This is a genomic window from Micrococcus sp. iso_229 (genome assembly GCF_058072725.1).
The window spans coordinates 1,775,605-1,791,753 of the sequence record NZ_CM176514.1; the positions used below are offsets into that span (position 1 = coordinate 1,775,605).

At 71.8% G+C, this 16,149-nt stretch carries 18 protein-coding genes and 1 pseudogene; 4 read left to right on the forward strand and 15 right to left on the reverse strand.

The window, feature by feature from the left end:
* Positions 1 to 11: 11 nt before the first annotated feature.
* The 3 genes from AC3RKA_RS08135 to galE form a co-directional block, all read right to left on the reverse strand.
* On the reverse strand, positions 12 to 1,307 hold the full coding sequence (locus tag AC3RKA_RS08135) for a serine hydrolase domain-containing protein (protein ID WP_489727104.1): 1,296 nt from the start codon (positions 1,305 to 1,307) through the stop codon (positions 12 to 14).
* A 170-nt stretch (positions 1,308 to 1,477) separates the two neighbouring features.
* Positions 1,478 to 3,349, reverse strand: a complete 1,872-nt coding sequence (gene glmS / locus AC3RKA_RS08140; protein WP_036335094.1) for a glutamine--fructose-6-phosphate transaminase (isomerizing) — start codon at positions 3,347 to 3,349, stop codon at positions 1,478 to 1,480.
* Between the two features lie 50 nt (positions 3,350 to 3,399).
* Positions 3,400 to 4,455: a UDP-glucose 4-epimerase GalE gene (gene galE / locus AC3RKA_RS08145; protein ID WP_002857537.1), complete on the reverse strand. Its 1,056-nt coding sequence runs from the start codon at positions 4,453 to 4,455 to the stop codon at positions 3,400 to 3,402.
* A gap of 74 nt (positions 4,456 to 4,529) precedes the next feature.
* Here galE and coaA point away from each other — a divergent pair, with 74 nt between their 5' ends.
* From coaA to mscL, 3 genes are read left to right on the forward strand one after another with little or no spacing between them, the layout of a single operon-like run.
* Positions 4,530 to 5,540 carry a type I pantothenate kinase gene (gene coaA / locus AC3RKA_RS08150; RefSeq protein ID WP_002857535.1) on the forward strand — a complete coding sequence of 337 codons (1,011 nt, stop codon included), beginning with the start codon at positions 4,530 to 4,532 and terminating at the stop codon, positions 5,538 to 5,540.
* Positions 5,541 to 5,543: 3 nt separating this feature from the next.
* Positions 5,544 to 6,287 (forward strand): M15 family metallopeptidase, encoded by a 744-nt coding sequence (locus AC3RKA_RS08155; RefSeq protein WP_489727105.1) that lies wholly within the window; start codon positions 5,544 to 5,546, stop codon positions 6,285 to 6,287.
* 59 nt (positions 6,288 to 6,346) lie between these two features.
* A complete protein-coding gene (gene mscL / locus AC3RKA_RS08160; protein WP_489727106.1) occupies positions 6,347 to 6,769 on the forward strand; it encodes a large conductance mechanosensitive channel protein MscL in 423 nt (140 codons plus the stop codon).
* 94 nt (positions 6,770 to 6,863) lie between these two features.
* On the opposite strand, the gene AC3RKA_RS08165 is transcribed toward mscL, so the two are convergent.
* Positions 6,864 to 7,091 carry a hypothetical protein gene (locus AC3RKA_RS08165; RefSeq protein WP_489727107.1) on the reverse strand — a complete coding sequence of 76 codons (228 nt, stop codon included), beginning with the start codon at positions 7,089 to 7,091 and terminating at the stop codon, positions 6,864 to 6,866.
* Between the two features lie 8 nt (positions 7,092 to 7,099).
* Entirely contained in the window at positions 7,100 to 8,455 is a 1,356-nt protein-coding gene (gene glmM / locus AC3RKA_RS08170) for a phosphoglucosamine mutase (RefSeq protein ID WP_489727108.1), read from the reverse strand.
* Positions 8,456 to 8,617: 162 nt separating this feature from the next.
* On the opposite strand from glmM, the gene AC3RKA_RS08175 reads away from it, so the two are divergent.
* Complete coding sequence (locus tag AC3RKA_RS08175; RefSeq protein WP_065573558.1) at positions 8,618 to 9,418, forward strand: peptidoglycan recognition protein family protein; 801 nt, start codon at positions 8,618 to 8,620, stop codon at positions 9,416 to 9,418.
* Between the two features lie 65 nt (positions 9,419 to 9,483).
* On the opposite strand, the pseudogene AC3RKA_RS08180 reads toward AC3RKA_RS08175, so the two are convergent.
* The 10 genes and pseudogenes from AC3RKA_RS08180 to infA form a co-directional block, all read right to left on the reverse strand.
* Positions 9,484 to 10,180: pseudogene (locus AC3RKA_RS08180) on the reverse strand (polyphosphate kinase 2 family protein).
* 140 nt (positions 10,181 to 10,320) lie between these two features.
* Positions 10,321 to 10,809 carry a 30S ribosomal protein S9 gene (rpsI, locus tag AC3RKA_RS08185; protein WP_002857521.1) on the reverse strand — a complete coding sequence of 163 codons (489 nt, stop codon included), beginning with the start codon at positions 10,807 to 10,809 and terminating at the stop codon, positions 10,321 to 10,323.
* Positions 10,810 to 10,850: 41 nt separating this feature from the next.
* Positions 10,851 to 11,294, reverse strand: a complete 444-nt coding sequence (gene rplM, locus AC3RKA_RS08190; RefSeq protein WP_002857519.1) for a 50S ribosomal protein L13 — start codon at positions 11,292 to 11,294, stop codon at positions 10,851 to 10,853.
* A 277-nt stretch (positions 11,295 to 11,571) separates the two neighbouring features.
* Entirely contained in the window at positions 11,572 to 12,465 is an 894-nt protein-coding gene (locus AC3RKA_RS08195) for a tRNA pseudouridine synthase A (RefSeq protein ID WP_489727109.1), read from the reverse strand.
* Positions 12,466 to 12,578: 113 nt separating this feature from the next.
* Positions 12,579 to 13,307: a 50S ribosomal protein L17, sunset domain variant gene (gene rplQ, locus AC3RKA_RS08200; protein WP_002857517.1), complete on the reverse strand. Its 729-nt coding sequence runs from the start codon at positions 13,305 to 13,307 to the stop codon at positions 12,579 to 12,581.
* A gap of 75 nt (positions 13,308 to 13,382) precedes the next feature.
* On the reverse strand, positions 13,383 to 14,381 hold the full coding sequence (locus AC3RKA_RS08205) for a DNA-directed RNA polymerase subunit alpha (RefSeq protein ID WP_002857515.1): 999 nt from the start codon (positions 14,379 to 14,381) through the stop codon (positions 13,383 to 13,385).
* Between the two features lie 132 nt (positions 14,382 to 14,513).
* Positions 14,514 to 14,918 (reverse strand): 30S ribosomal protein S11, encoded by a 405-nt coding sequence (rpsK, locus tag AC3RKA_RS08210; RefSeq protein ID WP_002857513.1) that lies wholly within the window; start codon positions 14,916 to 14,918, stop codon positions 14,514 to 14,516.
* An 83-nt stretch (positions 14,919 to 15,001) separates the two neighbouring features.
* Positions 15,002 to 15,370: a 30S ribosomal protein S13 gene (rpsM, locus tag AC3RKA_RS08215; RefSeq protein ID WP_002857511.1), complete on the reverse strand. Its 369-nt coding sequence runs from the start codon at positions 15,368 to 15,370 to the stop codon at positions 15,002 to 15,004.
* Positions 15,371 to 15,644: 274 nt separating this feature from the next.
* Positions 15,645 to 15,758 (reverse strand): 50S ribosomal protein L36, encoded by a 114-nt coding sequence (gene rpmJ / locus AC3RKA_RS08220; protein WP_002857509.1) that lies wholly within the window; start codon positions 15,756 to 15,758, stop codon positions 15,645 to 15,647.
* A 35-nt stretch (positions 15,759 to 15,793) separates the two neighbouring features.
* A complete protein-coding gene (infA, locus tag AC3RKA_RS08225) occupies positions 15,794 to 16,015 on the reverse strand; it encodes a translation initiation factor IF-1 (protein ID WP_010080397.1) in 222 nt (73 codons plus the stop codon).
* Positions 16,016 to 16,149: the final 134 nt, after the last annotated feature.

Below are 16,149 nucleotides of genomic sequence, written 5' to 3' on the forward strand. Positions count from 1 at the left end.
CGTCGATCCGCTCAGACGAGTCGGGCGCCCCGGGCGGCCATGTCCGCCACGGCACGGCGCGAGGCGGCGGCACCGCCGCGGACCAGGCGGTCGCGGGAGGCCGGGGCGTCCGCGGCGTTGACCACGAATGCGGTGCGCATCAGCGCCAGTTCCTTCGAGAACACCTCGTCCCAGCCGTCCTGCCAGTAGGGCCGGCCGATGTAGGTGAACGCGAACACGCGCTCGCCGTCGCGGGAGCACAGGGCCAGGGAGACGGAGCCGAAGCCGGCGCCGTCATGGCCGACCAGCACCTCGCCGGCGTGCTCCGGCGCGGGGTCCGCGACCAGGAACAGGCCGTAGCCGTAGCCGGCCTGGGCGGCCGGGCCGACAGGGGTGACCATGAGGTCCACGGTCTGCTGCGAGACCAGCTCGCCGCGCATGAGGGCCTGATAGAAGCGGGTGACGTCCGCGGCGGTGGTGTTCACCGCGGCGGCCGAGGCGAAGATCGACTGGTCGATCGTTTCGAGGGCCTTGGCCTCGTGCGGACGCACGGCCGCGTCCTGCATCTCGGCGCCGCGGACGAGGGTGCCGTGCTCGAGGCGGGTGCGGTGCATGCCGGCGGGGCGGAAGACGCGCTCCCGGATGAGCTCGGGCATCCGGCGGCCGGTGACGGCCTCGACCATCATCTCCACCACCACGTAGCCCGTGTTGGAGTAGCCGTAGTCGGTGCCGGGCTCGAACCACCAGTCGGCCTGCTTCGCCAGCTCGACGAGCTCACGCTGGCCGTAGGAGCGGGAGACGACGTCCGCGAGCTCGTCGAAGTCCAGCTCGAAGAGGGACTGGCCGCGCATGATCACCCAGATGGCGTCCGGCATGCCGGAGGTGTGGTTCAGGAGCATCGAGAGGGTGACCCGGTCCTCGACGTCGGGCCACAGGCCCGGGAGGACGTCACCGATCGTGGAGTCCAGGGACAGGGTGCCGCGCTCGACCTCCTGCAGGGCGACGGTGGCGACCATGCCCTTGGTGACCGAGGCGATCCGGGCCACCGAGTTCGCCCGCGCCGGCGCGTTCGCGTGCAGGCCGCGGGTGCCGGAGGCGGTGTCGAAGCGGCCGGCCGGGCCCACCACGGAACAGACGGCACCGACGGCGGGCCACTGCACGACGGCGTCGAGGGCGGTCTGGATCGCCCGCTCGTCCAGGCCGCGGCCGGAGCGCGGGTTCGGACCCTGCGGGGCGGCGACGGCGGAGGAGGCGACGGCGGAGGGCAGCGCGAGGCCGGCGAGACCGGCGGCCATGCCCTGGGCGAACTGGCGGCGGGTGGGGCGCATCGAGGCGTCCTTTCGGAGGATGTGACATCGATCACCCAATCGGGTGTGGTCACACTCTAGCCCGCGACGCCGCTGCGACGGGGACCCGGGCGCCGGCCACAGGAGACCGGAAAGCCGACGGCGCCCGCCCCCGGAGAGAGGGGCGGGCGCCGTCATCGCTCAGCGGCGGATCACTCCACCGTGACGGACTTGGCGAGGTTGCGCGGCTGGTCCACGTCGTAGCCCTTCGCCGTGGCGAGCTCGAGGGCGAAGATCTGCAGCGGAACCGTGGTCAGCAGCGGCATGAGCATGGGCTGGGTCTCGGGGACCTCGAAGACGACCTCGGCCTGGCCGCGCACGGCCGCGTCGCCGCGCTCGGCGACGGCGAAGGTGCGGGCGCCGCGGGCGCGGACCTCCTGGATGTTCGAGACCACCTTGGCGTGCAGCGAGTGACGGTCCAGGGGCGAGGGCATGACCACGAAGACCGGCTGACCGTCGTCGATCAGGGCGATCGGGCCGTGCTTGAGCTCGCCCGCGGCGAAGCCCTCTGCGTGGATGTACGCGAGCTCCTTGAGCTTGAGCGCGCCCTCCATGGCCACCGGGTAGCCGACGTTGCGGCCGAGGAACAGGACGGAGGTGGCGTCGGCCATGGAGCGGGCGAGCTCCTTGACCTGGTCCTTGCCGGCGAGGATCTCCTCGATCTTGCCGGGGATCGCCCCGAGGTCCGCCAGGATGTCCTTGATCTGGCCGCTGAACAGCTTCTTGTTCAGCTGGGCCAGGTACAGGCCCAGCAGGTAGGCGGCGGTGATCTGCGCCAGGAACGCCTTGGTGGAGGCGACGGCGATCTCGGGGCCGGCGTGCGTGTAGAGCACGGCGTCCGACTCGCGCGGAATCGTGGAGCCGTTGGTGTTGCAGATGGACACGGTGCGGGCGCCCTGCTCCTTGGCGTAGCGGACCGCCATGAGGGTGTCCATGGTCTCGCCGGACTGGGAGATGGACACCACGAGGGTGTGCGGGTCGATGATCGGGTCGCGGTAGCGGAACTCGTGGGAGAGCTCCACCTCCACGGGGATCCGGCACCAGTGCTCGATGGCGTACTTGGCCACCGTGCCCGCGTAGGCGGACGTGCCGCACGCCAGGACGATGATCTTGTCGACGGCCTTGAGCTCCTCGGGGTCGATCCGCAGCTCGTCCAGCATCAGGGCGCCGGCGGCGTCCGTGCGGCCCAGCAGGGTGTCCTGCACGGCCTGGGGCTGGTCGTGGATCTCCTTCTCCATGAAGGTCTCGAAGCCGCCCTTCTCCGCGGCCGAAGCGTCCCAGTCCACGGTGAAGCGCTTGCCCTCGGCGGGGCCGCCCCGGAAGTCCGAGATCTCGACGGCGTCGGCCGTGATCGTCACGACCTGGTCCTGCTCGAGCTCGATGGCCTCGCGGGTGAAGTCGATGAAGCCGGAGACGTCCGAGCCGAGGAAGTTCTCCCCCTCGCCCAGGCCGACGACGAGCGGCGAGTTGCGGCGCGAGGCCACCACGCGGTCGGGGTGGTCCACGTGCACGGCCAGCAGGGTGAAGGCACCCTCGAGGCGCTGGGAGGCCAGCTGCATGGCGCGGGTCAGGTCCTGGCCGGCCGCGTGCCGGTAGACGTCGGCGAGGAGGTGGGCGGCCACCTCGGTGTCCGTCTCGGAGAGGAACTCGACGCCCTTGGCGAGCAGCTCCTCGCGCAGCTCGGCGTAGTTCTCGATGATGCCGTTGTGGATCAGCGCCAGCCGGCCCTCGTCCGCCACATGCGGGTGGGCGTTGCGGTCGGTCGGGCCGCCGTGGGTGGCCCACCGGGTGTGGCCGATGCCGACGAGGCCGGTGGGGATGGGGTGCTCGGCGAGCTCCCCGGCGAGGTTGGCGAGCTTGCCCGCCTTCTTCCGGTGGTACAGCTGACCGCCGTCCACCACGGCCACACCGGCGGAGTCGTATCCGCGGTATTCAAGACGGCGCAGGCCCTCCATCAGGACGTCGAGAGCGCCGTGCTCACGATCCGATTGGGGCTGGCCGATGTATCCGACGATTCCGCACATGCGCACGAGAATACCGGGCCGGACCCGACTTCGGCGCACGGCGGGCCGTCTCACTCCGTCCGGGACGAGAACCCCGCGGGGTTGGCCTCCTGCCAGGCCCAGAGGTCCCGCACCATCGCGGTCACATCGCGTCGGGCGTGCCAGCCCACCTCGGCGCCGATCGCGTCCACGGCGGCGCACGACTCGGCGATGTCCCCGGGCCGGCGCTCGACCACGCGGTAGGGGATGCGGCCGCCCGTGACCGCCTCGAAGGCGCGCACCATCTCGAACACGGTGACGCCCTCGCCCCGGCCGATGTTCCAGACCCGGGTCGTCGTGCCGCCCCCGTTCGCAACCCGGGCCGCGAGCCATTCGAGCCCGGCCACGTGCGCCTCCGCGAGGTCCATCACGTGGATGAAGTCGCGCACGGCGCTGCCGTCGCGCGTGTCGAAGTCCGCGCCGAACACCCGCAGCTCGGGGTACGCGCCGGAGGCCACCCGCGCCACGAAGGGCATGAGGTTCGCCGGCACCCCGCTCGGGTCCTCGCCCAGCCGCCCGGAGGGATGCGCGCCGACCGGGTTGAAGTAGCGCAGCATCGCCAGCCCGCCGCCGTCGACCGTGGCGCAGACGTCGCGCAGCACCTGCTCCGCCATGAGCTTGGAGTGCCCGTAGGGCGAGACCGGGTCTGTGGCGGCGTCCTCGGCGACCGGCACCGGCGCGCGGTCGCCGTACACGGTCGCGGAGGAGGAGAACAGGACCGTGCGGGCGCCGGCCGCGAGCGCGGCCTCTGCGACGGCGGCCGTGCCGCCCACGTTCACGTCGTAGTAGGCGGCGGGGCGGGTCATCGACTCGGTGGGCGACTTCAGCCCGGCGAAGTGCACGAGTGCGGCCGGACCGAAGTCCGCGAGCGCCCCGCGATAGTCCTCGGGGCGGCGGATGTCGGCCACGTGCAGGCGCAGCCGCGACCCGCCCAGGCGCGTTCCGGCGAGCTCGGCGACGCGCTCGAGCGACGTCGTCGTCGCTGTGACCAGGCTGTCCAGGACGAGGACGTCGTGGCCCGCCTCGAGCAGCGTGAGCACGGTATGGGATCCCAGGTATCCGGCGCCGCCGGTCACGAGAACGCGCATGGGCCGATCCTATCCGGGCCCTGTGACGTCACGCGGGGGCCCGCTCCGGGCGGGCCGCGGCCATAATGGATCGGGTGACCTACACCCCCCCGACCTCCGAGCTGCCCCTCGTGGGCCCCGACGAGTCCGCGGACGCCGTGCCGGACGGCCACCAGCGCTCCCCCTTCGTGGAGCTGGACCGCCAGACCTGGGCCCGTCTCGCCTCGGAGATGGCGCAGCCCTTCGACCAGGCGGACGTGGAGCGTCTGCGCGGCCTCGGCGAGCACCTGTCCCTGCGGGAGGTCGCCGAGGTCTACCTTCCGCTCTCGCGCCTGCTGAGCATCAACGTGGAGGCCTCCGCGGCCCTGCGCAGCGCGACCAACGCGTTCCTCGGCGAGCGGACGGAGCGCACCCCGTACGTGATCGGGGTGGCCGGGTCGGTCGCCGTCGGCAAGTCGACGACGGCGCGCGTGCTCCAGGAGATGCTGCGCCGCTGGCCGACGACGCCCCGCGTCGAGCTGGTCACCACGGACGGTTTCCTGCACCCCAACGCGGTGCTGCAGGAGCGCGGCATCATGTCCCGCAAGGGCTTCCCCGAGTCCTACGACCGCCGCGCGCTGCTGCGCTTCATGGCGGACGTCAAGTCCGGCGCGCAGGAGGTGCGCGCGCCCGTGTACTCGCACATCACCTACGACATCGTGCCGGGCGAGGAGCAGGTGGTGCACCGTCCCGACGTGCTGATCGTGGAGGGGCTCAACGTGCTGGCCCCGCCGCGCACGCGGGCGGACGGCACCGCCGGGCTCTCCGTCTCCGACTTCTTCGACTTCTCGGTGTACGTGGACGCTCGCACGTCCTGGATCCGGTCCTGGTACATCGACCGGTTCATGGGTCTGCGCTCGGGGGCCTTCGCCGACCCGCGCAGCTACTTCCACCGGTACTCCTCCCTGTCGGACGCCGAGGCTCAGGCGACGGCCGAGTCCATCTGGGACTCCATCAACGGCCCGAACCTCGAGCAGAACGTGCGCCCGACCCGCGGGCGCGCCCGGCTGGTGCTCACGAAGAACGCGCAGCACGAGGTGACCCGCGTGCTGCTGAGGAAGGTCTGATCCATGCGTCGCCCCCTCCCCCTCGCCGCGCTGGCCGCGCTCGCGCTGCTCGCGGCCGGCTGCGGCACGCCCGCCGCAGGCCCGTCCTCGGCGACGCCGGCTGCCGGCTCCTCGAGCGCGGCCGCGTCGTCCGGCGCCGCCTCGAGCGCGGCGCCGTCGTCGAACACGCACGCCGACCCGGCCGCCCTCGACGTCGTCGTGAACAAGACCCGCCCCGTGGCCCCGCCCGACTGGGCGCCCTCGGATCTGGTGGCCGTGCCCGGCAGCGAGCTGCCCCTGCGGGCGGAGGCCGCGACGGCGGCCGGTGACCTGCTGGATGCGGCCGCGGCGGCGGGCCACGACCTCACCACCCTGAGCGCCTACCGCTCGTACGACTACCAGGTCCGGACGTACGGCCACTGGGTCGACGAGCTGGGCCGCGCCGAGGCCGACCGCGTCTCGGCGCGTCCGGGGTACTCCGAGCACCAGACCGGCCTGGCCTGGGACGTGGGCGACGCCGCGACCCCCGCGTGTGACCTGGAGGCGTGCTTCGGCGACACCGCCGCGGGCCGCTGGGTGGCCGCGCACGCCGCCGAGTACGGGTTCGTCATCCGCTATCCCGCCGGGGCCGAGGACGTGACGGGCTTCGACCACGAGCCCTGGCACCTGCGCTACGTCGGGTCCGCGGAGGCGGCCCGGGTCGAGGCGGCCGGCGGCGTCCTCGAGACCGCGTGGGGTCTGCCTCCGGCGCCCGACTATGCGGACTGAGACGCACGACTCGCTCGACCCTGTACCGCGCCGCCTCCGTCACCCGTAGGATTCTCCCCATGCTCCAGGGATTCAAAGACTTCATCATGAAGGGCAACGTCATCGACCTTGCCGTCGCCGTCATCATCGGCGCCGCCTTCGGCAAGATCGTGAACGCGCTCGTCGAGGCGGTCCTCATGCCGCTCATCGCCGCCGCCGTGGGCTCGCCGAACTTCGACTCGTTCGCCGTGCTGACCCTCAACGGCAACGACGTGAAGTTCGGTGTGCTGCTCACCGCCATCGTCAACTTCCTGCTCATCGCCGCGGCCGTGTACTTCGCCATCGTGATGCCCATGAACAAGATGAGCGAGGCCCGCAACCGCCGCCTCGGCATCGACCCCGCCGAGGAGGAGGTGGCCGCTGACGTCGCCGTGCTCACCGAGATCCGCGACCTGCTCGCCGAGCGCCGCGGCGGCCCCACCTCCGGGACCACCGCCCTCTGACCTCCCCCTGTCCGACGCCGAAGGGCCCGGGACGACTCACGCGAGTCGCCCCGGGCCCTTCCTTCATGCCCTCGGCGGCGCGGGGGCCGTGCCCTCAGGGGCGCGACGTCGTCCGGTGCGCGCTGGACCCGGCGTCCGGGGCGACCTCCGAGTCCTGCCGGTCCGGATCCAGGCACGGCAACCACTCCACGGGGGCGCTCTGCCGCGCGCACACGGGCGCGTCCACGGCGAGGAACGCGGCCGACCACACCACCGCCAGCCCTGCGAGCAGCCCCGCGAACAGGGTCCAGCGGCGGGGCCGGGGGGACGCGTCCGACGTCATCGGTCCGGTCAGTCGTGCAGGCGCAGCTCGCGCTGCACGACGTCGGCCAGCACCTGGGCCTCCCGGCCGGCGGTCTCCTCGTCCGGGGCCTCGACCATGACGCGCACGACCGGCTCCGTGCCCGACGGGCGCAGCAGCACGCGGCCGGTCTCGCCGAGGCGGGCCTCCGCCTCGGCCACCGCCGCCTGGACGGCCTCGTCCTCGGCGGCGCGGGACTTGTCCACGCCGCGCACGTTCACGAGGACCTGGGGCAGCCGGTCCATCACCGCGGCCAGCTCGGAGAGCGGGGCGCCGGTCTCCGCGACGCGGGAGGCGAGCTGCAGGCCGGTGAGGACCCCATCGCCGGTGGTGGCGTGGTCCGAGAAGATCACGTGGCCGGACTGCTCGCCGCCGAGCGAGTAGTCGCCGAGCTTCATGCCGGCCAGGACGTAGCGGTCGCCCACCTGGGTCTCGACGAGCTGGACGCCCTCCCGGCCCATGGCCAGCTTCAGGCCCAGGTTGGACATGACGGTCACGACCAGGGTGTCGTCGCGCAGGACGCCGCGGTCCTTGAGTGCCACGGCCATGACGCCCATGATCTGGTCGCCGTCGACGACCTCGCCGCGCTCGTCCACGGCGAGGCACCGGTCGGCGTCGCCGTCGTGCGCGATGCCGAGGTCCGCGCCGTGCTCGCGCACGGCCGCCTGGAGCTTCTCGAGGTGGGTGGAGCCGTAGCCGTCGTTGATGTTGAGCCCGTCCGGGGACGCGCCGATCACGACGACCTCCGCGCCGGCGGCGCGGAACGCCTCGGGCGAGCAGCCGGCGGCCGCACCGTGTGCGCAGTCCAAGACGACCTTGAGCCCGTTCAGCCGGTGCGGGAGGGTCTGCAGGAGGTGGACGACGTAGCGGTCCTCGGCGTCCGCGAAGACGCGCACGCGGCCCACGTCCGCGCCCTGGGGCCGCCGCGGCGTCACACCCTCGAGGTGACGGATGATCTCGTCCTCCTGCGCGTCGGTCAGCTTCTCGCCGCCGCGCGCGAGGAACTTGATGCCGTTGTCCGGGGCCGGGTTGTGGGAGGCGGAGATCATCACGCCGAAGTCGGCGTCCAGGTCCCCCACGAGATAGGCGGCGGCGGGGGTCGGCAGCACGCCCGCATCCCACACGTCCACGCCGGAGGACGCCAGGCCCGCCTGCACGGCGGCCGCGATGAACTCACCGCTGATGCGCGGGTCCCGGGCCACGACGGCGACCGGGCGTCGGCCGGCGTCGAATGCCTCCGCGCCGAGGACGGGCGAGGCGGCCTGGGCCAGCTGGACGGACAACTCCACGGTGAGGGTCTCGTTGGCCAGGCCACGGACGCCATCGGTTCCGAACAATCTCGACATGATCAGTCAGTGTAAGGGCCGCCACTGGGGCCTGCATCACGGGAGGGTCACGAAACGGGCCGGGGGGCGGTAGCATCGGACCGGTCGAGCCCCCGCGGCCGCGCGCCCGTCCGCTCACATCCGCCCGGGAGGCCCCGCCCCGAACCCGAAGGACCTCGATCCATGCCCGACGTGACCCCGCCCCCGCCCTCCCGTTCCTGGACGCGCCGCAGCGTGCTGGGCGGCACGGGCCTGGCGATCGCCGCCGGCGTGGCCGGCTGCGGGCGTGATGAGCAGGCCGAGCAGAGCTCGGAGGGCGACGAGCAGGCCACCCGCCTGCCCGCCCCGGACATCGTCACCACCGCGCAGTGGGGCGCCATGCAGCCCAACTACTACCTGCAGACCCTGAATGAGCGCCCCTCCTACCTGGTGATCCACCACACCACCACTCCGAACGTCACGGACGGCTCCCGGGAGGCGGCGGAGAGCATCGCGCAGGTGGTCCAGAACGCGCACATGAGCCCCGCGAACGACTGGGGCGACACCGGGCAGCACTTCACCGTCTCCCGCGGCGGCTTCGCGATGGAGGGCCGCCACGGCTCCCGGCACGCGCTCGAGGGCGGACAGACGTTCATGCTCGGCGTCCACGCGCTCGGTTTCAACGCGTATGCGCTCGGCATCGAGTGCGAGGGGCTGTACATGCTGAACCCGCCGCCGCAGAGCCTCTACGCCGGCCTGGTGCCGCTCGTCGCCTACATCTGCCAGCAGTACGAGCTGCCGCCGTCCCGCATCATCGGCCACCGCGACGTCACCGCCACCAGCTGCTGCGGCGACGCGTTCTACGCCAAGCTGCCGATCCTGCGCGAGGACGTCCGCCTCTCCCTGGCCTCGGGTGAGTACCACGTCTCGGAGGACTTCGGGGCGGACAACCTCTTCGACGACGCGCACGTCACCCCGGAGTACCTGGAGGAGGAGCGCGGCTGAACCCGCCCCCGCACACGACGGCGCCCCTCACCGTCCGGTGAGGGGCGCCGTCGTGTGCGGCCCGGTCAGCGCACGCGCGGGAACGATCCGCCGGAGACCTCGCCGTACTCGGCCAGCTCGTTGGCCGGGCTGCAGATCTGCGGGTCGGGGCGGTGGACGATGCGCTCGTCCTTGTCCGGGTAGGGCAGCGTGTGCGGCACATGGCGGATGGCCTCGAGACGGGCGCACTTCTTGTCGTTGGACTTCACGACGGCCCACGGGGCGTCGGCCGTGTGCGTGGAGAAGAACATGGCCTCCTTCGCGTTCGTGTAGTCGTCCCACTTGTCGAGGGAGGCCAGGTCGGTGGGCGAGAGCTTCCAGCGACGCACGGGGTCGGTCTCCCGCGCGGCGAAGCGGTTGAGCTGCTCACGCTGGGCCACTGATGGCGCCGCCCTTGCCGGCGGCGTCGCGGCCCTCGAAGATGATCAGGACCTTCTGGCCGGTCTCCTTGACCCAGAGCTGCATCTTCAGCAGCTCGATCTGCAGCTCACGCTTGCGTCGCTCGTCGCTCGTGCGGCTGAGCTTGGTCTTGTACGGGTAGCCCTCACGCCAGGCCCGCGGGTCCGGGGTGGGGGTCTTCTTCTCCCCGCCGAGCGTGCGGCCGAGCTCCCGGATCTCGTCCACCTCGGCGGCGTCGTCACGGGTCACGGCGAAGGGGGCCTGCGCGGCGTGCTCCGTGCCGTGCTCGCCACGGGTGCGGGGGACGGGCGAGCGGCCCGTCAGGGCGTCGTCGCCATGCGTCGTCGTATTGCCTCTGGGTCAGGTGCCGCCGGCCCACGGAGACGGCGGACGCCCCGCCCCGCTCGTGAGGAGCGGGACGGGGCGTCGGCGGGGGCACGGTGGGGACACCGTGCGGCGCAGGATCAGCGCTTCGAGAACTGCGAGGCCTTGCGGGCCTTCTTGAGGCCGGCCTTCTTGCGCTCGATGACGCGCGCGTCGCGGGTCAGGAAGCCGGCCTTCTTGAGCGCCGGGCGGTTGTGCTCGCGGTCGATCTCGTTGAGGGCGCGGGAGATGCCCAGGCGCAGCGCACCGGCCTGGCCGGAGGGGCCGCCGCCGTGGATGCGGGCGATCACGTCGTAGGCGCCGGTCAGCTCCAGCAGCGTGAAGGGGTCGGAGACCTCCTGCTGGTGCAGCTTGTTCGGGAAGTAGTTCTCCAGGGCGCGACCGTTGATGGTCCACTGGCCGGAGCCGGGGACGAGGCGCACGCGGGCCACGGCCTCCTTGCGGCGGCCGACGGCGGAGCCGGGCACGGTCAGGGCCGGGCGCTCGGAGGCGACGGGGGCCTCGGCGGTGGCGGTGGACTCAGAGGTGTAGCTCGTCAGCTCCACGTCGTCGTTCTCGTTGATGCTCATGGTTCTCCTCAGGGAAGGTCTGCGTCAGTGGCCCGCCGGGGTCACTGGGCGACCTGGCCGATCTCGAAGGTCTGGGGCTGCTGGGCGGTGTGCGGGTGCTCGGCGCCCTTGTACACCTTCAGCTTGGAGAGCTGCTGGGCGGCCAGCGAGTTCTTCGGGAGCATGCCCTTGACGGCCTTCTCCACGGCGCGGACCGGGTTGGTCTCGAGCAGCTCGGCGTAGGACTGCGACTTCAGGCCGCCCGGGTAGCCCGAGTGGCGGTAGGCGCGCTTCTTCTCGAGCTTGGCGCCGGTCAGGGCGACCTTCTCGGCGTTCACGATGATGACGTAGTCGCCCATGTCCATGTGGGGGGCGAACGTCGGCTTGTGCTTGCCACGCAGGAGGGTGGCGGTGTGGGAGGCCAGGCGGCCGAGGACGACGTCGGTGGCATCGATGATGTGCCACTGACGGTCGGCGTCACCAGGCTTGGGAGAGTACGTACGCACGTTGTCTGCCTTCAGGGTCGGTGGTGGTCCACAGCACCTGCCCGCCGGGTCGTGATTCCGGCGCGCTCGCGCTGTCAGTTCTCCGTGCGCGCCGGTCCCCCAGGTGAGGGCTGGAAGGCGTCCGGGCCCGATGCCCCGGGGGTGCGGCGCGAGCTGAAGGCCATGCAACTGAGCCACTCGCGGCACGACGCATCCGGGTGCGGGCATGCGCAACGTCCCCCCATCCTACCGAACGCGGGCCCCGGAGCCAAAAGCCGCCACCGCGGGCCACCCCGGCTCACAGGGTCCGCTTCGCCCGGGTGCCCTCGGCGCGCCGGCGCAGCTCCTCCGCCTCGTCGGGATAGCCGACGGCGAGCAGCGTCAGCCCCCCGGGCGGGGCGAGGCGCACCTCGGAGTCGCGGGCCGGCCTCGCCACCCGGCGCGCGAGCCAACCGGGCTCGCGTGCCCCCTCCCCCACCTGGAGCAGCGCCCCGACGATCGCCCGGACCATGTTGTGGCAGAACGCGTCGGCCCGGATCCGGACGCGCACGACGCCGTCCTCATCGCGTCGCACCTCCAGGTGCTGGACCTCGCGGATGGTCGTGGCGCCCGCGCGGGGCCGGCAGAAGGACAGGAAGTCGTGCAGTCCGAGAACGGCGTCGGCCTCCAGCGCCATGAGGCGATCGTCCAGGGCGGCGCCGCGCCAGTGGGTGAAGCCCCGCGTGCGCGGATCACGCGCGGCGGGTGCGTCGTCGATCCGGTACTCGTACTCGCGCCACAGCGCGCTGAACCGCGCGTCGAAGCCCGCGGGGGCCCGCCCCGCCCCGTGCACGACGACGGCCCCGCCCCACCCGGAGAGCACCCCGCCGAGGCGTCGGGTGAGGGAGGCGGCCGGCTCCAGGCCGGGCCGGCCGCGGGTCAGGCCCGCCCACTCCGTCTCGGTCAGGTCCAGGTGGGCGACCTGGCCGCGCGCGTGCACCCCCGCGTCGGTGCGGCCGGCGACCACCGTGCGCACGGGCCGGCGCAGGATCCGCTCGAGCCCGTCCTCCAGCGCACCCTGGACCGAGTCGAGACCGGGCTGGCGGGCCCAGCCGTGGAAGGCGCCGCCGTCGTAGGCCAGGTCCAGGCGGACTCGCACGGACGCGGTTTCCCCGGGCGCCGGCGGGGCGTCCGGGCGGTGCTGCTCGCTCATGCTGCTCCTCTCAGCGGGGCGGGGCCGGGGACGGCGAAGGGCCGCCCACCGAGTGGTGGACGGCCCTCGCCGATGCGCCGTCACGGGGACGGACGCGGACTCAGGCGATGGCGTCAGGCCATCTTCTGGGCGGCCTCGCCACCGGCGGGCTCGAAGCCCGCGGCCTTGGCCTCCTCGACGGTGGAGAACCAGACCTCGGCGGTGGTCTGGTCATACCAGCGCGAGCCGGGGACGTGGTACTTCTTCGAGCTGGCGTTGCCCTTGATGGTCGCCTCGGCCGGAGCCGAGCCGTCCTCGTTGGTGGGCACGGCGCCGTCGATCTCGGCGGCGGCCTCCTGCGACTCGGCCACGGTGACCTCCTCGGTGGCGGCCGGGTCGACGGCCTCCACCGGGGCGGACTCGGCCGGGGCGGCCGGCGCGGACGCGGCGGCCTGCTCGGCCTCACGCACCACGGCCTGCTTGCCGGAGATCGGGTCCATGATCAGCTCGATCACGGCCATGGGCGCGTTGTCGCCATGGCGGTTGCCGATCTTGGTGATGCGGGTGTAGCCGCCGTTGCGCTCGGCCATCGCGGGGCCGATCACGGTGAACAGCTCGTGCACGACCGCCTTGTTGGTGCGGTTCTTGGCGGCGATGAGACCCTGCACCTTGCGGCGGGCCGGCAGATCACCCTTCTTGGCGAAGGTGATCAGGCGCTCGGCGTACGGGCGCAGTCGCTTGGCGCGGGTGAGCGTCGTGGTGATCGACTTGTGCTCGAACAGCTGGGCGGACATGTTCGCCAGCATGATGCGCTCGTGGGCCGGGCTGCCGCCCAGACGCGGACCCTTGGTGGGGGTAGGCATGGTGTTTCTCCTCGGGTGGGACCCTTCAGCCGGCTGCGGCGTCGGGTCGAAGATGTCAGGTGGTGCGGAATCGGCTCAGAAGTCCGAGAACGGGTCGTCGTCCATCTGGCGCGCGTGCGCCTGCGGGTCGTAGCCGGCCGGCGAGTCCTTGAGGGACAGGCCCAGCTCCTGGAGCTTCTCCTTGACCTCGTCGATGGACTTCGCACCGAAGTTGCGGATGTCCATCAGGTCGGCCTCGGAACGGCCCACGAGCTCGCCCACGGTGTGGATGCCCTCGCGCTTGAGGCAGTTGTACGAGCGCACGGTGAGCTCGAGCTCCTCGATCGGCTGAGCCAGGTCGGCGGAGCCCTCGACGACCTCGGGCTCGTCGCCCAGGTCGATGCCCTCGGCCTCGACGTTGAGCGAGCGGGCCAGGCCGAACAGCTCGACCAGGGTGGAGCCGGCAGAGGCCACCGCGTCACGCGGCAGCATGTTCTCCTTGGTCTCCACGTCCAGGATCAGACGGTCGAAGTCGGTGCGCTGCTCCACACGGGTGGCCTCGACCTTGAAGGTCACCTTGAGGACCGGGGAGTAGATGGAGTCGACCGGGATGCGGCCGATCTCCGCATCCGCGGACTTGTTCTGGGCGGCGGTCACGTAGCCGCGACCGCGCTCGATGGTCAGCTCCATGTCGAACTTGCCCTTCGCGTTCAGGGTCGCGATGTGCAGGTCCGGGTTGTGGATCTCGACGCCGGCCGGCGCGGTGATGTCCGCGGCGGTGACGACGCCGGCCCCCTGCTTGCGCAGGTAGGCCACCACGGGCTCGTCGTTCTCCGAGGAGACGGAGAGCTTCTTGATGTTGAGGATGATCTCGGTGACATCCTCCTTGACTCCGTTGACGGTGCTGAACTCGTGCAGCACGCCGTCCACGCGGATGCTGGTCACGGCAGCACCGGGGATCGACGAGAGCAGAGTGCGGCGCAGGGAGTTGCCGAGGGTGTAGCCGAAGCCGGGCTCCAGGGGCTCGATGACGAACCGGGAACGATGGTCGGAGACGACCTCTTCGGTCAGCGTGGGGCGCTGTGCAATGAGCACGGACATTTCCTTTCGGCGAGCGTCCGCCATATGACGCACGCGGTGGGTGGAAACGAGGACGGGGTGGGGGCAGGTCCGCAGACCTGTCCGCGCCCGCCCCGGGCGGGGGCGGACGCGGACACAGCGCTCAGGTCAGACGCGGCGGCGCTTCGCCGGGCGAGCGCCGTTGTGGGCCATGGGGGTGACGTCCTGGATGGACCCCACCTCGAGGCCGGCGGCCTGCAGGGAGCGGATGGCGGTCTCGCGGCCCGAGCCCGGACCCTTCACGAAGACGTCCACCTTCTTCATGCCGTGCTCCTGCGCACGCTTGGCGGCCTGCTCGGCGGCCATCTGCGCGGCGTAGGGGGTCGACTTGCGCGACCCCTTGAAGCCGACCTCGCCGGACGAGGCCCAGGAGATGACGGCACCCGTGGTGTCCGTGATGGACACGATGGTGTTGTTGAACGTGCTCTTGATGTGGGCCTGGCCCACGGTGATGTTCTTGTTGGCCTTGCGACGCGGCTTGCGGGCAGCCGATGCGCGAGTCTTGGGGGGCATGTGATTCTCCTCCGGGAAAGCTGCTGGTGCTGATGCTGCGGGCGGGGCGTCCGGACGCGGACGCGGTCACCGCCGGTGCAGGATCACTTCTTCTTGCCGGCGACCGTCTTCTTGGGGCCCTTGCGGGTACGGGCGTTGGTCTTCGTGCGCTGGCCGCGCACCGGCAGGCCGCGGCGGTGGCGCAGGCCCTCGTAGGAGCCGATCTCCACCTTGCGACGGATGTCGGCGGCCACCTCGCGGCGGAGGTCGCCCTCCACCTTGTAGCTGCCCTCGATGTGGTCGCGCAGCTGCACCAGCTGCTCGTCGGAGAGGTCCTTCACGCGGATGTTCGGGTCGATGCCCGTGGCGGAGAGGGTCTCCTCAGCGCGGGTCTTGCCCACACCGTAGATGTACGTGAGTGCGATGATCACGCGCTTCTCGCGCGGAATGTCAACGCCTGCAAGACGAGCCATGTGGCCGTCCTCCTGTTCTTCTGCAGCAGGGGTCTGCACCAGGGACGTCCCGTACGACGCGGCACTCGGCCACGCGGACCCGTCGTCGCGGCGCCGGGGAAGATCCGGCGTGCTCCGCGGCGGGCGTCCGCCGTCGTCGGTCTCCGGCCCCTGCGGCCGGAGGTGGGGGCCCTCCCCTCACGGGGTGGACCGCTGTCCCTGCTGTTCGGCCCGATGGCCGGTGGGTGGTGTGGTCAACGCGACGGCGTCGCTCCCCGGGCTCCCGGGGAGGCGATCAGCCCTGGCGCTGCTTGTGGCGCGGGTTCGAGCAGATCACCAGCACGCGGCCCTTACGGCGCACGACCTGGCACTTGTCACAAATCCGCTTCACGCTCGGCTGAACCTTCACGGCTCTTCCTCCTGCGCTCGCTTGGACGGGGGTTCTTACTTGTATCGGTACACGATCCGACCCCGGTTGAGGTCGTACGGGCTAAGCTCCACCACGACGCGATCCTCGGGGAGGATGCGGATGTAGTGCTGACGCATCTTTCCGGAGATCGTGGCGAGCACGACGTGCTCGTTCTGCAGACGGACCCGGAACATCGCGTTCGGCAATGCCTCCGACACCGTGCCCTCGACCTCGATGACACCTTCCTTCTTAGCCATGTCCTCCACAATCGTCATGCCCCGGACACGGCCGCGGAGGGCCGGATGACGGGGCGGGAACGGGTCTGCTCGCGGGCACACGAGTGCGCGCACACGAACAACGTTCGATGATACCGCATTTTCGGCCTGCGAAC

Bases quoted from the DNA above. Each gene is read 5' to 3' on its own strand.
- AC3RKA_RS08135 (WP_489727104.1), bottom strand. From the start codon at position 1,307: ATGCGCCCCACCCGCCGCCAGTTCGCCCAGGGCATGGCCGCCGGTCTC.
- glmS (WP_036335094.1), bottom strand. From the start codon at position 3,349: ATGTGCGGAATCGTCGGATACATCGGCCAGCCCCAATCGGATCGTGAG.
- galE (WP_002857537.1), bottom strand. From the start codon at position 4,455: ATGCGCGTTCTCGTGACCGGCGGCGCCGGATACCTGGGATCCCATACC.
- AC3RKA_RS08155 (WP_489727105.1), top strand. From the start codon at position 5,544: ATGCGTCGCCCCCTCCCCCTCGCCGCGCTGGCCGCGCTCGCGCTGCTC.
- mscL (WP_489727106.1), top strand. From the start codon at position 6,347: ATGCTCCAGGGATTCAAAGACTTCATCATGAAGGGCAACGTCATCGAC.
- AC3RKA_RS08165 (WP_489727107.1), bottom strand. From the start codon at position 7,091: ATGACGTCGGACGCGTCCCCCCGGCCCCGCCGCTGGACCCTGTTCGCG.
- glmM (WP_489727108.1), bottom strand. From the start codon at position 8,455: ATGTCGAGATTGTTCGGAACCGATGGCGTCCGTGGCCTGGCCAACGAG.
- AC3RKA_RS08175 (WP_065573558.1), top strand. From the start codon at position 8,618: ATGCCCGACGTGACCCCGCCCCCGCCCTCCCGTTCCTGGACGCGCCGC.
- rpsI (WP_002857521.1), bottom strand. From the start codon at position 10,809: ATGAGCATCAACGAGAACGACGACGTGGAGCTGACGAGCTACACCTCT.
- AC3RKA_RS08195 (WP_489727109.1), bottom strand. From the start codon at position 12,465: ATGAGCGAGCAGCACCGCCCGGACGCCCCGCCGGCGCCCGGGGAAACC.
- rplQ (WP_002857517.1), bottom strand. From the start codon at position 13,307: ATGCCTACCCCCACCAAGGGTCCGCGTCTGGGCGGCAGCCCGGCCCAC.
- rpsK (WP_002857513.1), bottom strand. From the start codon at position 14,918: ATGCCCCCCAAGACTCGCGCATCGGCTGCCCGCAAGCCGCGTCGCAAG.
- rpsM (WP_002857511.1), bottom strand. From the start codon at position 15,370: ATGGCTCGTCTTGCAGGCGTTGACATTCCGCGCGAGAAGCGCGTGATC.
- infA (WP_010080397.1), bottom strand. From the start codon at position 16,015: ATGGCTAAGAAGGAAGGTGTCATCGAGGTCGAGGGCACGGTGTCGGAG.